Annotated in this window: 16 protein-coding genes; 11 read left to right on the plus strand and 5 right to left on the minus strand. The window is 74.3% G+C overall.

What is annotated here, in order from left to right:
• Positions 1-201 precede the first annotated feature (201 nt).
• Positions 202-687 (minus strand): Lrp/AsnC family transcriptional regulator, encoded by a 486-nt coding sequence (locus tag ACIF8T_RS06965; protein WP_400032363.1) that lies wholly within the window; start codon positions 685-687, stop codon positions 202-204.
• A 190-nt stretch (positions 688-877) separates the two neighbouring features.
• Here ACIF8T_RS06965 and pdhA (ACIF8T_RS06970) point away from each other — a divergent pair, with 190 nt between their 5' ends.
• The 6 genes from pdhA (ACIF8T_RS06970) to ACIF8T_RS06995 all read left to right on the plus strand — a co-directional run bounded on the left by pdhA (ACIF8T_RS06970) (position 878) and on the right by ACIF8T_RS06995 (position 8480).
• Entirely contained in the window at positions 878-2020 is a 1143-nt protein-coding gene (gene pdhA / locus ACIF8T_RS06970; protein ID WP_400031975.1) for a pyruvate dehydrogenase (acetyl-transferring) E1 component subunit alpha, read from the plus strand.
• Positions 2017-3021, plus strand: coding sequence for an alpha-ketoacid dehydrogenase subunit beta (locus ACIF8T_RS06975; protein WP_400031977.1), 1005 nt, complete (start codon positions 2017-2019; stop codon positions 3019-3021). Before pdhA (ACIF8T_RS06970) ends, ACIF8T_RS06975 begins: the two co-directional genes overlap by 4 nt.
• On the plus strand, positions 3021-4574 hold the full coding sequence (locus tag ACIF8T_RS06980; protein ID WP_400031979.1) for a dihydrolipoamide acetyltransferase family protein: 1554 nt from the start codon (positions 3021-3023) through the stop codon (positions 4572-4574). Before ACIF8T_RS06975 ends, ACIF8T_RS06980 begins: the two co-directional genes overlap by 1 nt.
• Before the next feature lie 104 nt (positions 4575-4678).
• On the plus strand, positions 4679-5965 hold the full coding sequence (locus ACIF8T_RS06985; RefSeq protein ID WP_400031981.1) for an NTP transferase domain-containing protein: 1287 nt from the start codon (positions 4679-4681) through the stop codon (positions 5963-5965).
• A complete protein-coding gene (locus ACIF8T_RS06990) occupies positions 5962-7386 on the plus strand; it encodes a molybdopterin molybdotransferase MoeA (protein ID WP_400031983.1) in 1425 nt (474 codons plus the stop codon). Before ACIF8T_RS06985 ends, ACIF8T_RS06990 begins: the two co-directional genes overlap by 4 nt.
• Entirely contained in the window at positions 7383-8480 is a 1098-nt protein-coding gene (locus ACIF8T_RS06995) for a potassium channel family protein (protein WP_400031985.1), read from the plus strand. The genes ACIF8T_RS06990 and ACIF8T_RS06995 overlap by 4 nt, the downstream gene beginning before the upstream one ends.
• A gap of 13 nt (positions 8481-8493) precedes the next feature.
• Here ACIF8T_RS06995 and ACIF8T_RS07000 read toward each other — a convergent pair whose 3' ends face one another.
• Together ACIF8T_RS07000 and ACIF8T_RS07005 are read right to left on the minus strand one after the other, a co-directional pair.
• Entirely contained in the window at positions 8494-9342 is an 849-nt protein-coding gene (locus ACIF8T_RS07000; RefSeq protein WP_400031987.1) for an ABC transporter permease, read from the minus strand.
• The gene (locus ACIF8T_RS07005; RefSeq protein ID WP_400031989.1) at positions 9339-10355 is read right to left on the minus strand and encodes an ATP-binding cassette domain-containing protein; all 1017 of its coding nucleotides are present in this window, start codon (positions 10353-10355) and stop codon (positions 9339-9341) included. The genes ACIF8T_RS07000 and ACIF8T_RS07005 overlap by 4 nt, the downstream gene beginning before the upstream one ends.
• 693 nt (positions 10356-11048) lie before the next feature.
• On the opposite strand from ACIF8T_RS07005, the gene ACIF8T_RS07010 reads away from it, so the two are divergent.
• On the plus strand, positions 11049-12029 hold the full coding sequence (locus ACIF8T_RS07010; RefSeq protein WP_400031991.1) for an NAD(P)H-quinone oxidoreductase: 981 nt from the start codon (positions 11049-11051) through the stop codon (positions 12027-12029).
• A 129-nt stretch (positions 12030-12158) separates the two neighbouring features.
• On the opposite strand, the gene ACIF8T_RS07015 is transcribed toward ACIF8T_RS07010, so the two are convergent.
• Complete coding sequence (locus tag ACIF8T_RS07015) at positions 12159-13121, minus strand: hypothetical protein (RefSeq protein ID WP_400031993.1); 963 nt, start codon at positions 13119-13121, stop codon at positions 12159-12161.
• A gap of 156 nt (positions 13122-13277) precedes the next feature.
• Between ACIF8T_RS07015 and ACIF8T_RS07020 the strand changes: the two genes are divergently transcribed.
• Both ACIF8T_RS07020 and ACIF8T_RS07025 read left to right on the plus strand, forming a co-directional pair.
• Complete coding sequence (locus ACIF8T_RS07020; protein ID WP_400031995.1) at positions 13278-13844, plus strand: PadR family transcriptional regulator; 567 nt, start codon at positions 13278-13280, stop codon at positions 13842-13844.
• Positions 13845-13928: 84 nt separating this feature from the next.
• Positions 13929-14471 (plus strand): bacterial proteasome activator family protein, encoded by a 543-nt coding sequence (locus ACIF8T_RS07025; protein ID WP_400031997.1) that lies wholly within the window; start codon positions 13929-13931, stop codon positions 14469-14471.
• A gap of 78 nt (positions 14472-14549) precedes the next feature.
• Here the strand turns inward: ACIF8T_RS07025 and ACIF8T_RS07030 are convergent, their stop codons facing one another.
• Entirely contained in the window at positions 14550-16187 is a 1638-nt protein-coding gene (locus tag ACIF8T_RS07030) for a protein kinase (protein ID WP_400031999.1), read from the minus strand.
• 333 nt (positions 16188-16520) lie between these two features.
• Between ACIF8T_RS07030 and ACIF8T_RS07035 the strand changes: the two genes are divergently transcribed.
• Positions 16521-18107, plus strand: a complete 1587-nt coding sequence (locus ACIF8T_RS07035) for a protein kinase (protein WP_400032001.1) — start codon at positions 16521-16523, stop codon at positions 18105-18107.
• Positions 18108-18586: 479 nt separating this feature from the next.
• On the plus strand, positions 18587-19792 hold the full coding sequence (gene pdhA, locus ACIF8T_RS07040) for a pyruvate dehydrogenase (acetyl-transferring) E1 component subunit alpha (protein ID WP_400032003.1): 1206 nt from the start codon (positions 18587-18589) through the stop codon (positions 19790-19792).
• Positions 19793-19794: the final 2 nt, after the last annotated feature.

A 19794-nucleotide genomic window follows, 5' to 3' on the forward strand; every position in this document is an offset into this window, starting at 1 on the left:
GGGGCCTGCTCCACCGGCCCGCCGCCCTGCCGGCGCCCGCCCTGCCGGCGCCCGCCCGGGTGCTGCCGCACCGCCGGTTCCCGCGCGGGCTGCGGACGGCGGCGGCCGGTGCCGCGCCCGGGACCGCGTCGCAGCCCGTGCTCCTCGCGGCGCTGCCGGGACCGGCGGCGGCCGCGGGCCGGCCGCCGCGGTCCGCACCGCTCAGCCCTGCGGCTCCAGGTCCTCCTCCTCGAACACCAGCAGCGTGCGCGTGCTGAGCACCTCCGGGATGGCCTGGAGCCGGGTCAGCACCAGTTCCCGCAGCGCGCGGTTGTCCGGTGTGTGCACCAGCAGCAGCACGTCGAAGTCCCCGCCGACCAGGGCGATGTGGGAGGCGCCGGGCAGCTGCCGGAGCTGTTCGCGCACCGTGCGCCAGGAGTTCTGGACGATCTTCAGCGTGATGTACGCGGACGTGCCGTGCCCCGCCCGCTCGTGGTCGACGCGGGCGCCGAAACCCCGGATGACGCCGTCCTCGACGAGCCGGTTGATGCGCGCGTAGGCGTTCGCGCGGGAGACGTGGACGCGTTCGGCGACCGACCGTATCGAGGCGCGGCCGTCCGCCTGGAGCATGCGCAGGATGTCCTGGTCGATGGCGTCCAGGGGACGCGGCGGTGGCAGAGCGGTGGTGTCCGGCACGGCCTCGGCCATTTGTTCAGATGCCACCTGCCCCCGCCTCTCCGCCGTGGACGTACTGCGTCCATCACAGGCTGTGGAGAACCGTTTGTCCACAGCCTGGGCCCACCCGTAGCCAAAATGTGCCGACGACCGAACAATCGGTAGGTGAGGCGCGTCACAGACGCCGCGTCTCCCCGAGCCACTCCCACGAGGAGGTGCCGTCATGACGGTCATGGAGCAGCGTGGCGCGTATCGGCCCACGCCGCCGCCCGCCTGGCAGCCCCGCACCGACCCCGCGCCGCTGCTGCCCGACCCGGAGCCGTACCGCGTCCTGGGGACCGACGCGGCCGCCGAGGCCGACCCGGAGCTGCTGCGGACGCTGTACGGCCGGCTGGTGAGCGGCCGCCGGTACAACGCGCAGGCCACCGCCCTGACCAAGCAGGGCAGGCTCGCCGTCTACCCCTCCAGCACCGGCCAGGAGGCCTGCGAGGTCGCCGCCGCGCTGGTCCTGGAGGACCGTGACTGGCTCTTCCCCAGCTACCGCGACACGCTCGCCGTCGTGACCCGCGGCGTCGACCCCGTGGAGGCCCTCACCCTCCTGCGCGGCGACTGGCACACCGGCTACGACCCCTACGAGCACCGGGTCGCCCCCCTGTCCACGCCGCTGGCCACCCAGCTGCCGCACGCCGTCGGCCTGGCGCACGCCGCCCGCCTCAAGGGCGACGACGTGGTCGCGCTGGCCATGGTCGGCGACGGCGGCACCAGCGAGGGCGACTTCCACGAGGCGCTGAACTTCGCGGCCGTCTGGCAGGCCCCGGTCGTCTTCCTCGTCCAGAACAACGGCTTCGCGATCTCCGTCCCGCTCGCCAAGCAGACCGCGGCCCCGTCGCTGGCCCACAAGGCCGTCGGCTACGGCATGCCCGGCCGCCTGGTCGACGGCAACGACGCCGCCGCCGTGCACGAGGTCCTCCAGGACGCCGTGCGCCACGCGCGCGCGGGCCACGGCCCGACCCTAGTCGAGGCGATCACCTACCGCGTCGACGCGCACACCAACGCCGACGACGCCACCCGCTACCGCGGCGACGCCGAGGTCGAGACCTGGCGGGAGCACGACCCGATCCTGCTGCTGGAGCGCGAGCTGACCCAGCGGGGCTGGATCGACGAGGACGGCGTCCAAGCGGCCCGCCAGGAGGCCGAGACCATGGCCGCCGCCCTGCGCGAGCGCATGAACCAGGACCCGGTCCTCGACCCCATGGACCTGTTCGCCCACGTGTACGCCGAGCCGACCTCCCAGTTGCGGGAGCAGCGCGACCAGTTGCGCGCCGAGCTGGAGGCCGAGGCCGAGTCGGAAGGGACGCAGCGATGACCGCCGTCGCCGTCAAGCCGGCCACCATGGCGCAGGCCCTCACGCGCGCGCTGCGCGACGCCATGGCCGCCGACCCGGCCGTCCACGTCCTGGGCGAGGACGTCGGCGCCCTCGGTGGTGTCTTCCGGGTCACCGACGGGCTCGCCAAGGAGTTCGGCGAGGACCGCTGCACGGACACGCCCCTCGCGGAGGCGGGCATCCTCGGCACGGCCGTCGGCATGGCGATGTACGGCCTGCGGCCGGTCGTGGAGATGCAGTTCGACGCCTTCGCCTACCCGGCCTTCGAGCAGCTGATCTCCCACGTGTCGCGGATGCGCAACCGCACGCGCGGCAGGATGCCCCTGCCGATCACGGTCCGCGTGCCCTACGGCGGCGGCATCGGCGGCGTCGAGCACCACAGCGACTCCTCCGAGGCGTACTACATGGCGACTCCGGGGCTCCATGTCGTCACGCCCGCGACCGTCGCCGACGCCTACGGGCTGCTGCGCGCGGCCATCGCCTCCGACGACCCGGTCGTCTTCCTGGAACCCAAGCGGCTGTACTGGTCGAAGGACTCCTGGAACCCCGAGGAGCCCGCACCCGTTGAGCCGATAGGCCGCGCGGTGGTGCGGCGCTCGGGGCGGAGCGCCACGCTCATCACGTACGGGCCGTCCGTACCCGTCTGCATGGAGGCGGCCGAGGCGGCCCGGGCCGGGGGCTGGGACCTCGAAGTCGTCGATCTGCGCTCCCTGGTGCCGTTCGACGACGAGACGGTGTGCGCCTCGGTGCGGCGGACGGGACGCGCGGTCGTCGTCCACGAGTCGGGCTCCTTCGGGGGCCCGGGCGGGGAGATCGCGGCCCGGGTCACGGAGCGCTGCTTCCACCACCTGGAGGCGCCGGTGCTGCGTGTGGCCGGGTTCGACGTCCCGTATCCGCCGCCGATGCTGGAGCGCCACCACCTGCCCGGTGTGGACCGGATCCTGGACGCCGTGGGGCGACTGCAGTGGGAGGCGGAAGGCTGATGGCACAGGTGCTGGAGTTCAAGCTCCCCGACCTCGGTGAGGGGCTCACCGAGGCGGAGATCGTGCGCTGGCTGGTGCAGGTCGGTGACGTCGTCACCGTCGACCAGCCCGTCGTCGAGGTGGAGACGGCCAAGGCGATGGTGGAGGTGCCCTGCCCCTACGGCGGCGTGATCACGGCCCGCTTCGGCGAGGAGGGCACGGAGCTGCCCGTCGGGGCGCCGCTGCTGACGGTGGCGGTGGGCGAGCCGGCCGCCGGCGGCGGGACGGCGGACTCGGGCACCGGCCACGCGGCCGCCGCCGGCACGGCGGACGCGGACACCGCCCGGACCGAGGGCTCGGGCAACGTCCTGGTGGGGTACGGCACGTCGCAGGCGCCCGCGCGGCGCCGCCGGGTCCGCCCCGCACAGCCGGGCGGGTCCGGCACCGGGACACCGAAGTCGCCGAACGGGGACGGCCGCACGCCCGGCACGCTGAACGGGAACGGCCGCGCCTCCGAGGCGGTGCACGGGCAGGTGGCGGCGGTGGAGGCCGTGCGCGAGCCGGTGCGGACGCCGCAGAGCGCGGACCGGCACGCCGCGGCCGGCGGGCGGGCCGCCGCCTCCGACACGGTGGACGGCCCCGTCCCCGTGATCTCGCCGCTGGTCCGCAGGCTCGCCCGGGAGAACGGCCTCGACCTGCGGGAACTGACCGGCTCCGGGCCCGACGGGCTGATCCTGCGGGCGGACGTGGAGTACGCGCTGCGGGCCGCGGCCGCACAGGGCCGTACGGCGGCCGCGCAGCCGTCCGTCGCGCCCCACCCGCGCACCGCCCGGGACCGGGTCCAGGCACCGGCGGCCGCGCAGGCGCCCGCCATCACGGTCCCCGGCGAGCACCGCACCCCCCTCAAGGGCGTCCGCGGTGCCGTCGCCGACAAGCTCTCCCGCAGCCGCCGCGAGATACCCGACGCGACGTGCTGGGTGGACGCCGACGCGACCGAGCTGATGCGGGCGCGGGCCGCGATGAACGCGGCCGGCGGGCCCAAGGTCTCGCTGATCGCCCTGCTGGCGCGGATCTGCACGGCCGCCCTGGCCCGCTTCCCGGAGCTCAACGCCACCGTCGACACGGAGGCCAGGGAGATCGTCCGGTTCGACCACGTCCACCTCGGGTTCGCCGCGCAGACGGACCGGGGGCTCGTGGTGCCCGTCGTACGGGACGCGCACGCGCGGGACGCCGAGTCGCTGACGGCGGAGTTCGCCCGGCTCACCGAGGCGGGCCGGGCCGGGACGCTGACACCGGCGGAACTCACGGGCGGCACCTTCACGCTGAACAACTACGGCGTCTTCGGCGTCGACGGCTCCACCCCGATCCTCAACCACCCCGAGGCGGCCATGCTCGGCGTCGGCCGCATCGTGCCCAAGCCGTGGGTGCACGAGGGGGAGCTGGCGGTGCGGCAGGTCGTCCAGTTGTCGCTCACCTTCGACCACCGGGTCTGCGACGGCGGCGTGGCCGGCGGATTCCTGCGCTACGTGGCGGACTGCGTGGAACAGCCGGCGGTGCTGCTGCGGACCCTGTGACCGGTGACCGGCCGGGAGCGCGCGGCAGCGCGGCGGCCCGGCCGCGGTGACCGGCTCGGCTCCCCTCCGTTCCCCGTGATCCGCGCGGCACGCATACTCGGGGGGTGACCTCGTACGAGCCGACGGGCGCTCCCGCTGCCGGCACCGGCCGCGCGCGCGGCGGCGGCCACGCCGTGTACGACGCCGTCGTGCTGGCCGGCGGTGCCGCGCGGCGGCTCGGCGGTGCGGACAAGCCCGGGGTGCGCGTGGGCGGGCGGGCGCTGCTCGACCGCGTGCTCGACGCGTGCTCCGGCGCCGGGACCACCGTGGTCGTCGCCGACCCCCGGCCGACGGCACGGCCGGTGACCTGGGCCCGTGAGGAACCGCCCGGCGGCGGGCCGGTCGCCGCGCTCGACGCGGGCCTGAGGCACACCACGGCGGAGCACGTCGTGGTGCTCTCCGCCGACCTGCCGTTCCTCGGCGGGCCCGTCGTCGAGCGGCTGCTGACGACCCTGCGCACCAGCGGCACCGACGGCGTGCTGCTCGCCGACGCCGACGGCCGCGACCAGCCGCTCGTCGCCGCGTACCGCGCGTCCGCGCTGCGCCGCGCGCTGGCCGGGCTCACGGGGGTCTCCTCCGGCTCCCCGTTCACCGGAGCCCCGGCCGGGAGTTCCCCGGCGTCCGGCGTCCCGGCCGCCGGCACCCCGCCCGTCGATGCCCCGCCCGGCGGCCCCTCCGCCTCGCCCACCGAGGTCCTGCCTGCCGATGCCCCGCCCGGCAGCCGCTCCGCCGCCGCAGCGCCCACCGGCCGCTCCGCCGCCCCCACCAGCGGTTCCGGTACGGCCGGGGCCGGGTCCCTGGCCGGGATGCCGTTGCGGCGGCTCGTCGCGGCGCTGGCGCTCACCCGCATCTTCGATCCCGTCGCGTCCTTCGACTGCGACACCTGGGACGACATCGCCACCGCCAGGTCACGTATCAGGGAGCATGGGCACGTGTTGGACGAATGGATTACCGCAGCGAAGGACGAGTTGGGCATCGAACTCGACGTCGACACCGGCGTCCTGCTCGACCTCGCCCGCGATGCCGCCCACGGCGTGGCGCGGCCCGCGGCGCCGCTGACCACGTTCCTCGTCGGCTACGCGGCCGCACAGGCGGGGGGCGGCCCCGAGGCCGTCGCCGAGGCCGCCCGCAAGGCCGGGGCGCTCGCCCTGCGCTGGGCGGAGGAGGACACCGCCGACGCCTCCCCCGCCGCACCCGGGCCCGCCGCACCCCGGCCCACCGGCGCCTCCCCCGCGGACGCCTCTCCTACGGACGCCTCCCCCGCCGCACCGCCCCCCGCCGTACCGCCCGCCGGCGCACAGCCCGACGTCGCCCCCGACGCGACGCCCGACACCCGGCCGGACGCCGGATGACCGCCCGCTCCGCCCGGGCCGGTGACAGCGTCGAGGACGCCGACGACCTCTACGTCGAGGAGGCGCTCGCCCTCGTGAAGGAAGCCGGCGACTCGGGATCCCGCCACCGTGCGCCCCGCCCCTCCGCGCCCTCTCACCGGCCTTCCGGAGACCGGCCGCCCGAGAGCGGGACCGGCGGCACCGGCGGCGCCCCGGAGGGACACACCCCCCACGGCCACCGGGCGACCCCCTGGCCCGAGGCCCGGGCCCGCGCCGCCCGCGCCGCCCGCACCCGGGCCCCCCGCCCCACCCCCGCCGCCACTCCCCTGGACAGCGCCCTCGGCCTCGCCCTGGCCGCACCCCTCACGGCCCTGACCGATCTGCCCTCCTTCGACAGTTCGGCGATGGACGGCTGGGCGGTCGCGGGCCCGGGGCCCTGGGCCGTACGGGGCGAGGGCGTCCTGGCCGGGCACGCCGAACCGGCGCCGCTCACCGACGGCGAGGCCGTCCGCATCGCCACCGGCGCCCGGATCCCCCGGGGCAGCAGCGCCGTACTGCGCAGCGAGCACGGCCGCACCGACGACCGGGGCCGCCTGCACGGCACGCGCGGGGTCAGTCCCGGCCAGGACATCCGCCCCCGCGGCCAGGAGTGCCGCCGCGGCGACCACCTGCTGCCCGCCGGCACCCTGGTGACCCCGGCCGTCCTGGGACTCGCCGCGGCCGCCGGGTACGACACGCTCACCGCTGTGCCCCGCCCGCGCGTCGACGTCCTCGTCCTCGGCGACGAACTGCTCACCGAGGGACTCCCGCACGACGGCCTGATCCGGGACGCACTCGGCCCGATGCTGCCGCCCTGGCTGCGGGCGCTGGGCGCCGAGGTCACCGCCGTCCGCAGGATCGGCGACGACGCGGAGGCCCTGCACCAGGCGATCACCACGTCCGGGGCCGACGTCGTCGTCACCACCGGGGGCACCGCCTCCGGCCCCGTCGACCACGTCCACCCCACCCTGCGCCGCATCGGCGCCGAACTCCTCGTGGACGGCGTCAAGGTACGCCCCGGCCACCCCATGCTGCTGGCCCGCATCGCGGAGCACCGGTACCTGGTCGGCCTGCCCGGCAACCCGCTGGCCGCCGTGTCCGGGCTGCTCACGCTCGCCGAGCCGCTGCTGCGGGGTCTCGCCGCGCGCCCGGCCCCGGAACCGTCCGCGCTGCCGCTCAGGGACGCGGTACAGGGGCACCCGTACGACACACGGCTCGTGCCGGTCGTCCTGCGGGGCGGCCGGGCCGTGCCGCTGCACTACAACGGCCCGGCCATGCTGCGCGGCATCGCGGCGGCCGACGCCCTCGCGGTCGTACCGCCGGGCGGCGCGGAACCGGGCCACGAGACGGAACTGATCGAGCTGCCCTGGGCGTCCAGGGAAAGCGGGGTGTGTTTCACGTGAAACTTCCGGGTCAGGACGCGATCGCCCGCGAGCCGGACGAACATCTGGTCGCGCACCAGGTGCAGTTGCCGGCGAAGATCGTCGAGCATCCGTTCCGTCAGGTCGCCAAGCGGCTGTCGATGGCGCTGGTGGTCCTCTTGGTGACCGCGTTCATCGTCTACGCCGACCACGACGGCTACAAGGACAACAACGGCGACGGCATCAGCCTCCTGGACGCCTTCTACTACGCGACCGTCACCCTCTCGACCACCGGGTACGGGGACATCACGCCGTCCAGTGACACGGCACGGCTCGTCAACATCTTCATCATCACGCCGCTGCGTGTGCTGTTCCTGATCATCCTGGTCGGCACCACACTCGAAGCCCTCACCGAGCGCACCCGTGAGGAATGGCGTCTGAACCGCTGGAGGTCCACGTTGCGCGACCACACCGTCGTCATCGGCTTCGGCACGAAGGGGCGGTCGGCGATCCGGACCGTGTGTGCGACGGGGCTGAAGAAGGAACAGGTCGTCGTGGTCGACCCGAGCTCCAAGGTGATCGACGCGGCGACCGCCGAGGGCTACGCCGGCATCGTCGGGGACGCCACCCGCAGCGAGGTCCTCAGGAGGGCCGAGGTGCACAAGGCGCGGCAGATCATCGTCGCCACCCAGCGCGACGACACGGCCGTCCTGGTGGCGCTCACGGCACGGCAGCTGAACCGCGGCGCGAAGATCGTGGCCGCCGTGCGCGAGGAGGAGAACGCGCCGCTGCTGAAGCAGTCGGGCGCCGACGCGGTCATCACCAGCGCCAGCGCGGCCGGCCGGCTGCTGGGCCTGTCCGTGCTGAGCCCGTCGGCCGGCATGGTCATGGAGGACCTCATCCAGCAGGGCAGCGGTCTCGACATCGTCGAACGGCCGGTCATAAAGGCCGAGGTGGGCAAGACGCCGAGGGAGACGGACGACCTGGTGGTGAGCGTCGTACGCGGGCACCGGGTGCTCGGCTACGACGATCCGGCCGTCGGGAAGCTGGAGCTGACGGACCGGCTGATCACGATCGTGCGGGCGACGCCGAGTTCGCAGGTCGCCCCCGACGTCCGCCCGCTGCCGCGCGGCTGAGCACAGCGAAGGGCTACTTGCGGTTGTACAGCCGCATCGTCACCGGCCCGAAGACCAGCACGAGCAGGGCCGCCCAGCCCAGCGTCCAGGCGATCTCGCCGGCCGGCCAGTCACCGGCCATCAGCCCGCGCACGGCCGACGCCAGGTGCGTGACGGGGCTGTTGTTGACGAACGCCTGGAGCCAGCCCGGCATGGTCTTCGGGTCGACGAAGACGTTGGACAGGAAGGTGAGCGGGAAGATCACCATCATGCTGACGCCCATCACCGACTTCTCGGTGCGCAGCATCAGCCCGAACATCGTCCAGATCCACGAGAACGCGAACGAGAAGACGATCAGCAGCGCGATCCCGAGCACCACGCCCGGCACGCCGCCGTCCGGCCGGTAGCCGAGGACCATGCCGACGGTGAGCATCACGACCGAGGCGATGGTGTAGCGCAGGGCGTCGCCGAGCAGGTAGCCGACCATGGTCGACGGCCGCCAGATCGGCAGGCTGCGGAACCGGTCGAAGACGCCCTTCTCGATGTCGGTGTTGACCGAGACGCCCGTGTACATCGTGATCATCACGACCGACATCACCAGGATGCCCGGCAGCAGGAACTGGATGTACTCCTTCGGCGACCCGGCCAGCGCCCCTCCGAAGAGGTACGTGTACATCAGCACCATCATGATCGGGAACGCCGTGACGTCGAAGAGCTGCTCCGGCACGTGCTTGATCTTGAGCATGGCCCGCCAGCCGAAGGTCAGCGAGGCCGACCACGCGCTGGGGCGCGGCGGACGCTCCTTGGCGACCAGCAGCGCGGCGAGCGAGTCGACGCGGACCGGGGCGAGTTCCTTGCTCTCGGTGGTCGTCGCGGTGCTCATGCCGCCACCTCGTCCTTCCTGTCGCGGACGTCCTGGGAGTCCTGCGTGGCGTGTCCGGTGAGGGCGAGGAACACCTCGTCCAGGCTGGGCTGGCCCAGCGCGAAGTTGTCGACGGTGATGCCGGCCCGGGCCAGTTCGCTCAGGGCGCGGGCGGCCTGCTCGGAGGCGGTGTCGGCGCTGGCCGCCGTCCCGAGGCGGGCGGTGAGCGCCACCGGGTCGGGCTCCGGCTGCACGTCCGCCGCCAGCGCCCGGCTCAGCACCTCCGCGGCGAGGGGCCGCTGGTCGGCGTCCCGCAGCCGCACGTGGACGGATCCGGCGCCCACGGACGCCTTCAGCTCGCCCTTGGTGCCCTCGGCGATCACCCGGCCGCGGTCGATGACGGCGATCCGGGACGCCAGCTGGTCGGCCTCGTCCAGGTACTGCGTGGTCAGCAGCACGGTCGTGCCCTGGGCGACGACGGCCCGCACGATGTCCCACACCTGGTTGCGGCTGCGCGGGTCCAGGCCGGTCGTCGGCTCGTCGAGGAACAGCAGGTCGGGGGTGTTGAGGATGGACGCGGCGATGTCGATGCGGCGCCGCATGCCGCCCGAGTAGTGCTTGACCTGCTTGCCGGCCGCGTCGGTGAGGCCGAACGCCTCCAGCAGTTGCGCGGCGCGCTCCCGGGCGGGCTTCTTGCCGTGCCCGAGGAGCCGGGCCAGCAGGACGAGGTTCTCGGTGCCGGTCAGGTCCTCGTCCACGGACGCGTACTGCCCGGTGAGGCTCACCAGGCCGCGCACCTTGTCCGCCTCGCGCACGATGTCGTGCCCGAAGACGTGGCCCTCACCGCCGTCCGGCCGCAGGAGCGTGGCGAGCATCTTCACGGTGGTCGTCTTTCCGGCGCCGTTCGGGCCGAGGACGCCGTAGACCGTGCCGGCCGGCACGGCCAGGTCCACTCCGTCGACGGCCCGGGTCTCGCCGAACGTCTTCACCAGGCCGGCGGTCTCGATCGCCGGGCCGGACGTCTGCGTGCTCATGCTTCGGGTCCTTCCGCGCTTGGGCTACGCATGGGGAGACTTTCACGGTCGCGCAAACTCATCGTTCTCGCACAGGCATTTCTGCGGGACGGTCCGAAGGACCGAGGGGGGCGGGACCACGGACGTAGGGGGCGGGGGTCCGTGGACGGAGGGTGGGGGTCCGTGGGCGGAGGGCGGGGGATCCGCGGACGGAGGGGGCGGGGACCGTCTGTCGGCAGGGCCGGGACCGGGCGGGATCGCCTGTCGGCAGGGCCGGGACCGGGGTTCGAGCGGTCGGCGGTCCTGACCTGCGGCGGGGGAGGAGCCACGCCGTGACCGGACCCGATTCCCGGGGAGCGGGACAGGACCGAAAGACTGACGGGCCGGGCCTCCGGAGGCCGGACCGGAATCTTCCGGACGGCGTCCGGAGCGCCGGGGCGGTGGCCGGAGGCACGCGTCTACAGCGCCGGGATGGTGGTCTGAGGCGTGCGCCTACAGCGCCGGGGTGGTGGGTGGAGGCGTGTGTCCGCAACGCCGGGGTGGTGGCCGGAGCCGTGTGTCCGCAGCACCGGGGCGTTGACCGGAAGCACCTGTCCGCAGCACAGGGACGGTAACCAGAGGCACACGTCCGCAGCACTGCGGCGGCAGCCGCGCGCACCGCGGTCGCGGGGCCTCGGCCCCGGAGCGGGAGCGCCGGGGAGTAGCGTCCCCTCCATGTATGCGATCACGATTCCCGAACCCGGTGGGCCCGAGGCGCTGGTCTGGGACGAGGTCCCCGATCCCGTACCCGGCGAGGGCGAGGTCCTGGTCGAGGTGACGGCCGGTGCCGTCAACCGGGCCGACCTCCTGCAGCGGCAGGGCTTCTACGACCCGCCGCCCGGCGTCTCCCCGTACCCCGGCCTGGAGTGCTCCGGGCGGATCACCGCGATCGGCACCGGCGTGTCCGGCTGGTCCGTCGGCGACGAGGTGTGCGCGCTGCTCTCGGGCGGCGGGTACGCGCAGAAGGTCACCGTTCCGGCGGGCCAGCTGCTGCCCGTCCCCCGGGGCGTCGACCTCAGGCATGCGGCGGCCCTGCCGGAGGTCGTGTGCACGGTCTGGTCGAACGTCTTCATGATCGCCCACCTGCGGCCCGGCGAGACGCTGCTCGTGCACGGCGGCTCCAGCGGCATCGGCACGATGGCGATCCAGCTCGCCAAGGCCGTCGGAGCCAGGGTCGCCGTCACGGCCGGCACCCGCGAGAAGCTGGACCACTGCGCCCGGCTCGGCGCCGACATCCTGGTCAACTACCGCGAGCAGGACTTCGTCGAGGAGGTCCGGAAGGCCACGGACGGCGCGGGCGCCGACGTCATCCTCGACAACATGGGCGCCAAGTACCTGGACCGCAACGTGCGGACCCTCGCCGTCAACGGCCGCCTCGCGATCATCGGCATGCAGGGCGGCGTCAAGGGCGAGCTGAACATCGGCGCCCTCCTCGCCAAGCGCGCCGCGATCAGCGCGACCTCGCTGCGGGGCCGCCCGCTGGAGGAGAAGGCGACCATCGTGGCGGCCGTCCGCGAACACGTCTGGCCGCTGCTCGACGCCGGGCACGTCCGTCCCGTCGTCGACCGCGAGATCCCCATGCCGGACGCGGCGGCCGCCCACCGGGTCGTCGAGGACAGCGGGCACGTGGGCAAGGTGCTCCTGATCGCCCCCTGAGGCCTCGTCACCCTCCGGGCCGCGCCGCCCTGACCGCTGACCGCCCCGGACCCGCGGGACGCGGGGCGGGGACGCGGGGCGGGGACGCGGGACGCCCCCGCCCCCTGACCGCAGGGGCGGGGGAGCGCGTCACGCGCGGCGCAGCCGCAGCGCGACGAACGCCAGGCCCAGGCCGAGCCCGATGAGGACCAGTCCGCTGCCGAGCGGCAGGATCCGCAGCACGGGCCCGGTCGCCCCCTCGGCCCGGGCCTGCTGCACGGGGGCCGTGTCGGAGGGCGCCGGCTCGGCCTCGGGGGACTCCTCGACGGGGACCTCGTCCCGGGCGCGGTACTCCTCGCGCGGGTCCCGGCCCGGCCGGTCGCGCAGGCCGTGCCGTTCCTCCTCGGCCTCCAGCCACCGCCCCGGCCGCCCCGGCCGCTCGCGGCCCTCTCCCGCCCGGCTGCCCGCCCGGCGGGACGGCTCGGCGGAGCCGGAGGAACGCGGGGCCGGTGCGGCGAAGCCGCCCGGCGCGGCCTCCGCACCGGTCGCTTCCGCACCGGTCGCTTCCGCACCGGTCGCCTCCGCGCCGGTCTCCTGCGCGGAGGCCGCGCCGCGCGGCCCCCGCGTGACCGGCGCCTCCGCGGCCGCACCGCGCGTCTCGTCCGCGTCGCGCACCGCGCCGGTGGCTTCGGCCGGGTCGGCGCCCTCGGGGTCGCGCGCCTGCGCCGAAGCCTTCCCGGAGGCACCGCCCGCACCCCGCACCCCCTTCGCGGCGGCGTCCTCGTCCTCGTCGGCACCACCGCCCGCGCCCCGCGCCTCCCCGGAGGGACCGCCGCCGGCCTCCCCGTCACCGTCGCCCCCACCGCCGGCGACAGCGCTCCCGCCGCCACCGCGGCTCCCTCCCGAGGCGCCTCGCGCGCCCTCCGGGTCCCGTGCCCCGGCGGAGGCGCCGTGCGTCCCGCCCTCGTCACGTGGTGCCGCCGTCCCGGGGTGATGGGCCGCCCTCGCGACCCCGTACGCCGTGACGGAACCGTGGGGCGCCCCTACGACACCCGTCGCCAGGACGACGGCCAGCAGTCCCGTCGCCCGAAATGCGCGTAGCCATGGAGTCACGCCGGTGACCCCCTCCTGGTGTCCGGTTCGGCGGGCTGGGCCGACCCGGCAAGATCGGTCGGATGAACGCCACCAGCCTCACATTCGGCCGCCTTCCCGGCATTTCTGATTCGTCCGATGGGTCGATCCACCGCACAATCCGGATATGTTCCGTTTATGTCGATACGTCACGGGCTGCTGGCGCTGCTCGCGGACGGGCCCCGGTACGGCTCGCGGCTGCGCACCGAGTTCGAGGCCCGCACCGCCGGGACCTGGCCGCTGAACATCGGGCAGGTCTACACGACCCTCGGCCGCCTGGAACGGGACGGCCTGGTCGTCCGGGACGGCGTGGACGAGGCGGGACACGTGCTGTACGCGCTCACCGGGGCGGGCCGGGCGGAGCTGCGGGCCTGGTACGCGCGGCCCGTGGAGCGGGCGGCCCCGCCGCGCGACGAGCTGGCCGTCAAACTGGTGACGGCGCTCGGCGCGGAGGGCGTCGACGTACGGGAGGTCGTCGACGCGCAGCGCCGCCACGTCACCCAGACGCTGCACGACCTCATGCGGCGGCGGGCGCAGGCGCTGGCCCGGGCGCCGGAGCACCCCGAGGAGACGGCCCGGCTGCTCCTCCTGGAGCAGTCGCTCTTCCAGGCCGAGGCCGAGGTCCGCTGGCTGGACCACTGCGAGGCCCGGCTGCTGCGCCTGACCCGCGAGCCCGGCGACCCGGCGGGCAACCCGGAGGGCTGACACCGCGTCCTCCCGGACACGGTGGATCAGCCTCCGGCGGGGGCACCACGCAGGAGAGGTGCAGGCGTGCGAGAGAATGGCGGCATGGAGATGCCGAGGAACGAACGGTCGTCGGAGAACCCCCAGATCCTGGTCGTCGGCCAGGACGGCATGGCGCTCGGCGGCGGCAACGGAGACGACGACTCCCGCGAGACCCCGGTCACGGAGCAGGTGGAGCAGCCCGCCAAGGTCATGCGGATCGGCAGCATGATCAAGCAGCTGCTGGAGGAAGTGCGCGCCGCGCCCCTGGACGAGGCCAGCCGGGTCCGGCTCAGGGAGATCCACGCCAGCTCGGTCAAGGAGCTGGAGGACGGTCTGGCGCCGGAGCTGGTGGAGGAGCTGGAGCGGATCTCCCTGCCCTTCACGGACGACACGACCCCGAGCGACGCCGAACTGCGGATCGCGCAGGCGCAGTTGGTGGGCTGGCTGGAGGGCCTCTTCCACGGCATCCAGACCACGCTGTTCGCCCAGCAGATGGCCGCGCGCGCCCAGTTGGAGCAGATGCGCCGCGCCCTCCCGCCGGGCCTCGGCCCCGACGGTCAGGAGGAGCGGGGCACGGGCGGCCGCTCGGGCGGCCCCTACCTGTAGGACCTCCTCGACCGCACGTACCCACGCAGGCGGCCCGGCGTCCGACGCCGGGCCGTCTTTCCCTGTGCGCGGGCCGCGTTACGCGGGGTTGCCCGTCGAGATGTCGAACTGGATCTCGGGCGGGTTCTCCGGGGCGAAGTCGGTGCCCGCCGCCGGGAACTGCTTCATCACGGTGCCGTCGCCGTAGGTGTTCTCGTCCACCGGGTTCTTCTCGTACTGCCAGCCGGCGGCCTTCAGGCACTCCAGCACGGAGTCCCAGTTCTTGAACGCGAAGTTCGGCATCTCGACCATCTCGGGGTCGTTGTACGACTCCTGCGGCTCCGTGCACTCGGTCTTCTCGATCGACCGCGACGGGTCCGGCCCGCGGTACCCGGCCTTCTTCGACGCGGACGCCGAGGCGGAGGCACTGGCGCCGCCGCCCCCGGCGTCGTCGTCGCTGCTCCCGCCGCTCATCGTCAGGGCCGCGATCAGGCCGCCGACCGCCACCAGGGACACCACGACCGCGCCGACGACCACCGGCCTGCCGCTCTTCCGGCCGTCCCCGCCGGCGGCCGCCGGCTGCGGGGTCAGGTGGTACGGCGGCGGCGTCGAGGAGCCCTGCTGCGGGGGGTACCCGACCGGGGAGGGCGTCTGGTAGCCGCCCTGCTGCGGATAGCCGTACGCCGGGGACGGCGTGGGCGTGCCGTACGGGTTCGGCGCCGGTGCCGGCTGGTACGGCGTCCGGACGTCGCCCGTGGGCGCCGGGGTGCCCTGGTCGACCGGCGGGAACACCGCGGAGCCGACGCCCGCGCCGCTCTGGACCGGGGTGCCGGGGACGATGCTCGGCGGGGCCGCCTGGAAGGACTGGGCGACCCGCAGGCACTCGCCGCGCATCGCCTCGGCGCTGGGGAAGCGCTCGTTGGGGTTCTTCTTCAGCGCGCGGGCGACCAGCGCGTCCACGGCCGGCGGCAGCGAGCGGTTGATCGAGGACGGAACCGGCGGCTCCTCCTGGACGTGCGCGTACGCGATGGCCAGCGGCGAGTCCGCGTCGAACGGCAGCCGCCCGGTGACCAGCTGGAACAGCATGATGCCGACCGAGTACAGGTCGCTGCGGGCGTCCACGCCGCGGCCCAGGGCCTGCTCCGGCGAGAGGTACTGCGGGGTGCCGACGACCATGCCGGTCTGTGTCATCGACGTCACACCGGACTGCATGGCGCGGGCGATGCCGAAGTCCATGACCTTGACCACACCACGCTTGGTCATCATCACGTTGCCCGGCTTGATGTCCCGGTGGACCAGGCCCATCTCGTGGCTGATCTCCAGGGCCGCGAGCACGTCCGCGGTGATCTTCAGCGCCTTGTCGGCGGGCATCGCGCCCTGCCGCCGGACGTCCTCGTCGAGGACCGAGCCCAGCGGGCGGCCCTCGACGTACTCCATGACGATGTACGGCGTCGTCATGCCGTCGACGTCGTCCTCGCCGGTGTCGAAGACGGAGACGATGTTGGTGTGCGTGAGCTTCGCCACGGCCTGCGCCTCGCGGCGGAACCGCTCGCGGAACGCCGGCTCCCGGCCCAGCTCGGTGTGGAGGGTCTTGATCGCGACCTGCCGGTCGAGCACGGAGTCGTACGCCAGGTGCACGGCGGCCATGCCGCCCTGGCCGAGCAGGTCGCGCAGCTGGTACCGCCCGCCGGCGAGCGCCCGCCCCGTGTACCGGCCCTGTGCGCCGTCCTGGCTCATGTCCCGCGTCCCCCGTAGCCTTCCGGCGCCGCCGATTTACCGTGATCCTCAGAGCTATTCCCGGCCAAGTCTGCCCCAGGGCACTGACACGTCAAGCTCGGTGCCCGTTCCGTGACCGTACGCGAAAGAAGCGTCGCGGAAGCGTTACAGCGGGCGTACGGCCGGTACACGGGATTTGCACGACCGTGCGTGGGCGGGGTTTCATGACCGGTCCGTCTCGTGCCGGTCCCGGCGCCCGTCCCGGACCGGAGGCTTGCGCGGAGGCTGTAGCGTGGCCGACGGAGACCGTAACAACACCGCGCGCACCGCGGGCAGAAACGACGGCGAGGACTGATGGCACAGCAGCAGCGCGCTCAGGGCCCGTCCGACCCCGAGGCGACTGGCGGCGGCATGTCGGACGCGCCGGAGTCCTGGGGTAACGGCGGGCTGGTCGGGGACGGCCGGTACCGGCTGACCCACAGGCTCGGCCGGGGCGGCATGGCCGAGGTGTTCGCCGCCGAGGACGTGCGCCTCGGGCGCACCGTCGCGGTCAAGCTGCTGCGCGCCGACCTCGCCGAGGACCCCGTCTCCAAGGCCCGCTTCACGCGCGAGGCCCAGTCGGTCGCCGGCCTCAACCACCACGCGATCGTCGCCGTGTACGACTCCGGCGAGGACTTCGTGGGCGGCCAGTCCGTGCCGTACATCGTCATGGAGCTGGTCGAGGGCCGCACCATCCGCGACCTGCTGATGAACGCCGAGGCGCCGGGGCCGGAGCAGGCGCTGATCATCGTCTCGGGCGTCCTGGAGGCGCTGGCCTACTCGCACCAGCACGGCATCGTGCACCGCGACATCAAGCCGGCCAACGTGATCATCACGCACAACGGCGCCGTGAAGGTGATGGACTTCGGCATCGCCCGCGCCCTGCACGGGGCGTCGACGACGATGACGCAGACCGGCATGGTGATGGGCACCCCGCAGTACCTCTCCCCGGAGCAGGCGCTCGGCAAGGCCGTCGACCACCGCTCCGACCTGTACGCGACGGGCTGCCTGCTGTACGAACTCCTCGCGCTGCGCCCGCCGTTCACCGGCGAGACCCCGCTGTCGGTGGTCTACCAGCACGTCCAGGACATCCCCACGCCGCCCTCCGAGGCCTCCGACGCGTGCCCGCCGGAGCTGGACGGCCTGGTCATGCGCTCCCTCGCCAAGGAGCCCGACGACCGTTTCCAGACCGCGGAGGAGATGCGCGGCCTGGTCCAGTACGCGCTGCAGATGCTGTACGACCAGGGCGGCCACACCGGCACCTGGAACACCGGCCCGGTGACGACGCACGAGGGCCGGCACACCCCGGCCGCGGGCTTCGCCGGCACCGCCGTGCTGCCGCACCCCGGCGGCGACGCCTCCGGCACCACCCAGATCCCGCAGCCGGTCCTGCCCGCCGGATACGGCGGCGGCGACGAGGGCGGCTTCGAGGGCCACGGCAACAGGGGCAGCGGCCGGGGCAAGCTGTGGGTCCTCGCCGTGCTCGCGGTGATCGCCATCGCCGCGGGCGTCGCGCTGGCCCTGCAGGGCACCGGAGGCGGCGGCGGGGGCGGCACCGGCACCACGCAGTCGCCGACGACCTCGCCGACGGCCAAGGACAAGTCGCCCAGCGCGTCGCCGAGCGACGACGAGACGGACCGGCCCACCGACACGGCCACGGAGGACGGCTCCGGCACGGGGTCGGGCGGCTGGAACCAGCAGCCGTCGTACACGCCGTCGTACGTCCCCTCCTACACGCCGTCCCAGGAGCCGACGGCCACGCCGTCCGAGACGGTCACCGAGGAGCCGACCGAGGAGCCGACCGACGAGCCGACGGGCGGGGGCGGGATCACGCTCCCGACGGAGCCGACGGGCGGCGCCGACGGCGGCGCCACCGGCGGCCCGGCCGACGGCGAGGGCTGACCGGCCCGCCCCACGGCAGACACCCACCACGCGCGCGTGCGGCCCGCTTCCGGGCCGCACGCGCGCGTCGTCGTGTCCGGAGCGGGGTCCTCGCGGCCGCCGGCGGACCCCGCCCGGCGCGGACACCGCCGTACGGGGGTCCACTGACTCTTCCCGTGTCCGGGGTGGCCGGGATAACGTGCCGTTGCTCCGGCCTCCTGCAAGGCTGTGACCAGCGCTCCTTCCACACCTTCCGGATTTACTTGGAAATCCAAGCAAAATCCCAGGTCAGAGGGGGTTTCACAGAAATGTGGAGCACTGGGTAACGTGCTGTCTGCAGGGCGCTCGCCGGGGCACCTGTCACGCCTGTCCCCGGCCGAGCGGCACCCACCCCGTGCCCGGTGGTCGGAACAGGTGAGCCGCTCCCCCAGGCTCCCAGGAGCAGGGGGGACCCCAGGCCTACCGGCAACCCCGGGAGCCGGACCGACGGAGGAGCACACGTGACCGTGGAGAGCACTGCCGCGCGCACACCGCGACGCAGCGCCGGAAGCAAGGCCGGCACCACCGGCACCCAGCGCACCACCCGCACGACCGCCAAGAAGGACGCCGGCGCGGGGAGGAGCGGCGAGCCCGCCCTCGTCCAGCTGCTGACGCCCGAGGGCAAGCGCGTCAAGAACGCCGAGTACGACCCCTACGTCGCCGGCATCACCCCGGAGGACCTGCGCGGCCTGTACCGCGACATGGTGCTCACCCGTCGCTTCGACGCCGAGGCCACCTCCCTGCAGCGCCAGGGCGAGCTGGGCCTGTGGGCCTCGCTGCTCGGCCAGGAGGCCGCCCAGATCGGCTCCGGCCGGGCCCTGCGCGACGACGACTACGTCTTCCCCACCTACCGCGAGCACGGCGTCGCCTGGTGCCGCGGGGTGGACCCGACCAACCTGCTCGGCATGTTCCGCGGCGTGAACAACGGCGGCTGGGACCCCAACGGCAACAACTTCCACCTCTACACGATCGTCATCGGCTCCCAGACGCTGCACGCCACCGGCTACGCGATGGGCGTCGCCAAGGACGGCGCGGACTCGGCGGTCATCGCCTACTTCGGCGACGGCGCCTCCAGCCAGGGCGACGTGGCCGAGTCCTTCACCTTCTCCGCGGTCTACAACGCCCCGGTGGTGTTCTTCTGCCAGAACAACCAGTGGGCCATCTCCGAGCCGACCGAGAAGCAGTCCCGCGTGCCGCTGTACCAGCGCGCGCAGGGCTTCGGCTTCCCGGGCGTACGGGTCGACGGCAACGACGTCCTGGCGTGCCTGGCGGTCACCCGGTGGGCCCTGGAGCGGGCCCGCCGCGGCGAGGGTCCCACGCTGGTCGAGGCGTTCACCTACCGCATGGGCGCCCACACCACCTCCGACGACCCGACCCGCTACCGGGGCGACGAGGAGCGGCTGGCCTGGGAGGCCAAGGACCCGCTGCTGCGCCTGCGCCGCCACCTGGAGGCCGCGAACCACGCGGACGAGGGATTCTTCGCGGAGCTCGAGGCCGAGAGCGAGGCGCTGGGCAGGCGGGTGCGCGAAGCGGTCCGCGCCATGCCGGACCCGGACCACTTCGCCATCTTCGAGAACGCGTACGCGGACGGCCACGCCCTCGTCGACGAGGAGCGGGCCCAGTTCGCCGCCTACCAGGCGTCGTTCACCGACGCAGAGGGGGTCTGACC

This window comes from Streptomyces sp. NPDC085946, assembly GCF_044540485.1.
In the GTDB taxonomy this organism is placed as follows: Bacteria; Actinomycetota; Actinomycetes; order Streptomycetales; family Streptomycetaceae; genus Streptomyces.

Coding starts and splice junctions, on each gene's coding strand:
- ACIF8T_RS06965 (WP_400032363.1), bottom strand. CDS start 687: ATGGCCGAGGCCGTGCCGGACACCACCGCTCTGCCACCGCCGCGTCCC.
- pdhA (WP_400031975.1), top strand. CDS start 878: ATGACGGTCATGGAGCAGCGTGGCGCGTATCGGCCCACGCCGCCGCCC.
- ACIF8T_RS06975 (WP_400031977.1), top strand. CDS start 2,017: ATGACCGCCGTCGCCGTCAAGCCGGCCACCATGGCGCAGGCCCTCACG.
- ACIF8T_RS06980 (WP_400031979.1), top strand. CDS start 3,021: ATGGCACAGGTGCTGGAGTTCAAGCTCCCCGACCTCGGTGAGGGGCTC.
- ACIF8T_RS06990 (WP_400031983.1), top strand. CDS start 5,962: ATGACCGCCCGCTCCGCCCGGGCCGGTGACAGCGTCGAGGACGCCGAC.
- ACIF8T_RS07000 (WP_400031987.1), bottom strand. CDS start 9,342: ATGAGCACCGCGACGACCACCGAGAGCAAGGAACTCGCCCCGGTCCGC.
- ACIF8T_RS07005 (WP_400031989.1), bottom strand. CDS start 10,355: ATGAGCACGCAGACGTCCGGCCCGGCGATCGAGACCGCCGGCCTGGTG.
- ACIF8T_RS07010 (WP_400031991.1), top strand. CDS start 11,049: ATGTATGCGATCACGATTCCCGAACCCGGTGGGCCCGAGGCGCTGGTC.
- ACIF8T_RS07020 (WP_400031995.1), top strand. CDS start 13,278: ATGTCGATACGTCACGGGCTGCTGGCGCTGCTCGCGGACGGGCCCCGG.
- ACIF8T_RS07025 (WP_400031997.1), top strand. CDS start 13,929: ATGGAGATGCCGAGGAACGAACGGTCGTCGGAGAACCCCCAGATCCTG.
- ACIF8T_RS07030 (WP_400031999.1), bottom strand. CDS start 16,187: ATGAGCCAGGACGGCGCACAGGGCCGGTACACGGGGCGGGCGCTCGCC.
- ACIF8T_RS07035 (WP_400032001.1), top strand. CDS start 16,521: ATGGCACAGCAGCAGCGCGCTCAGGGCCCGTCCGACCCCGAGGCGACT.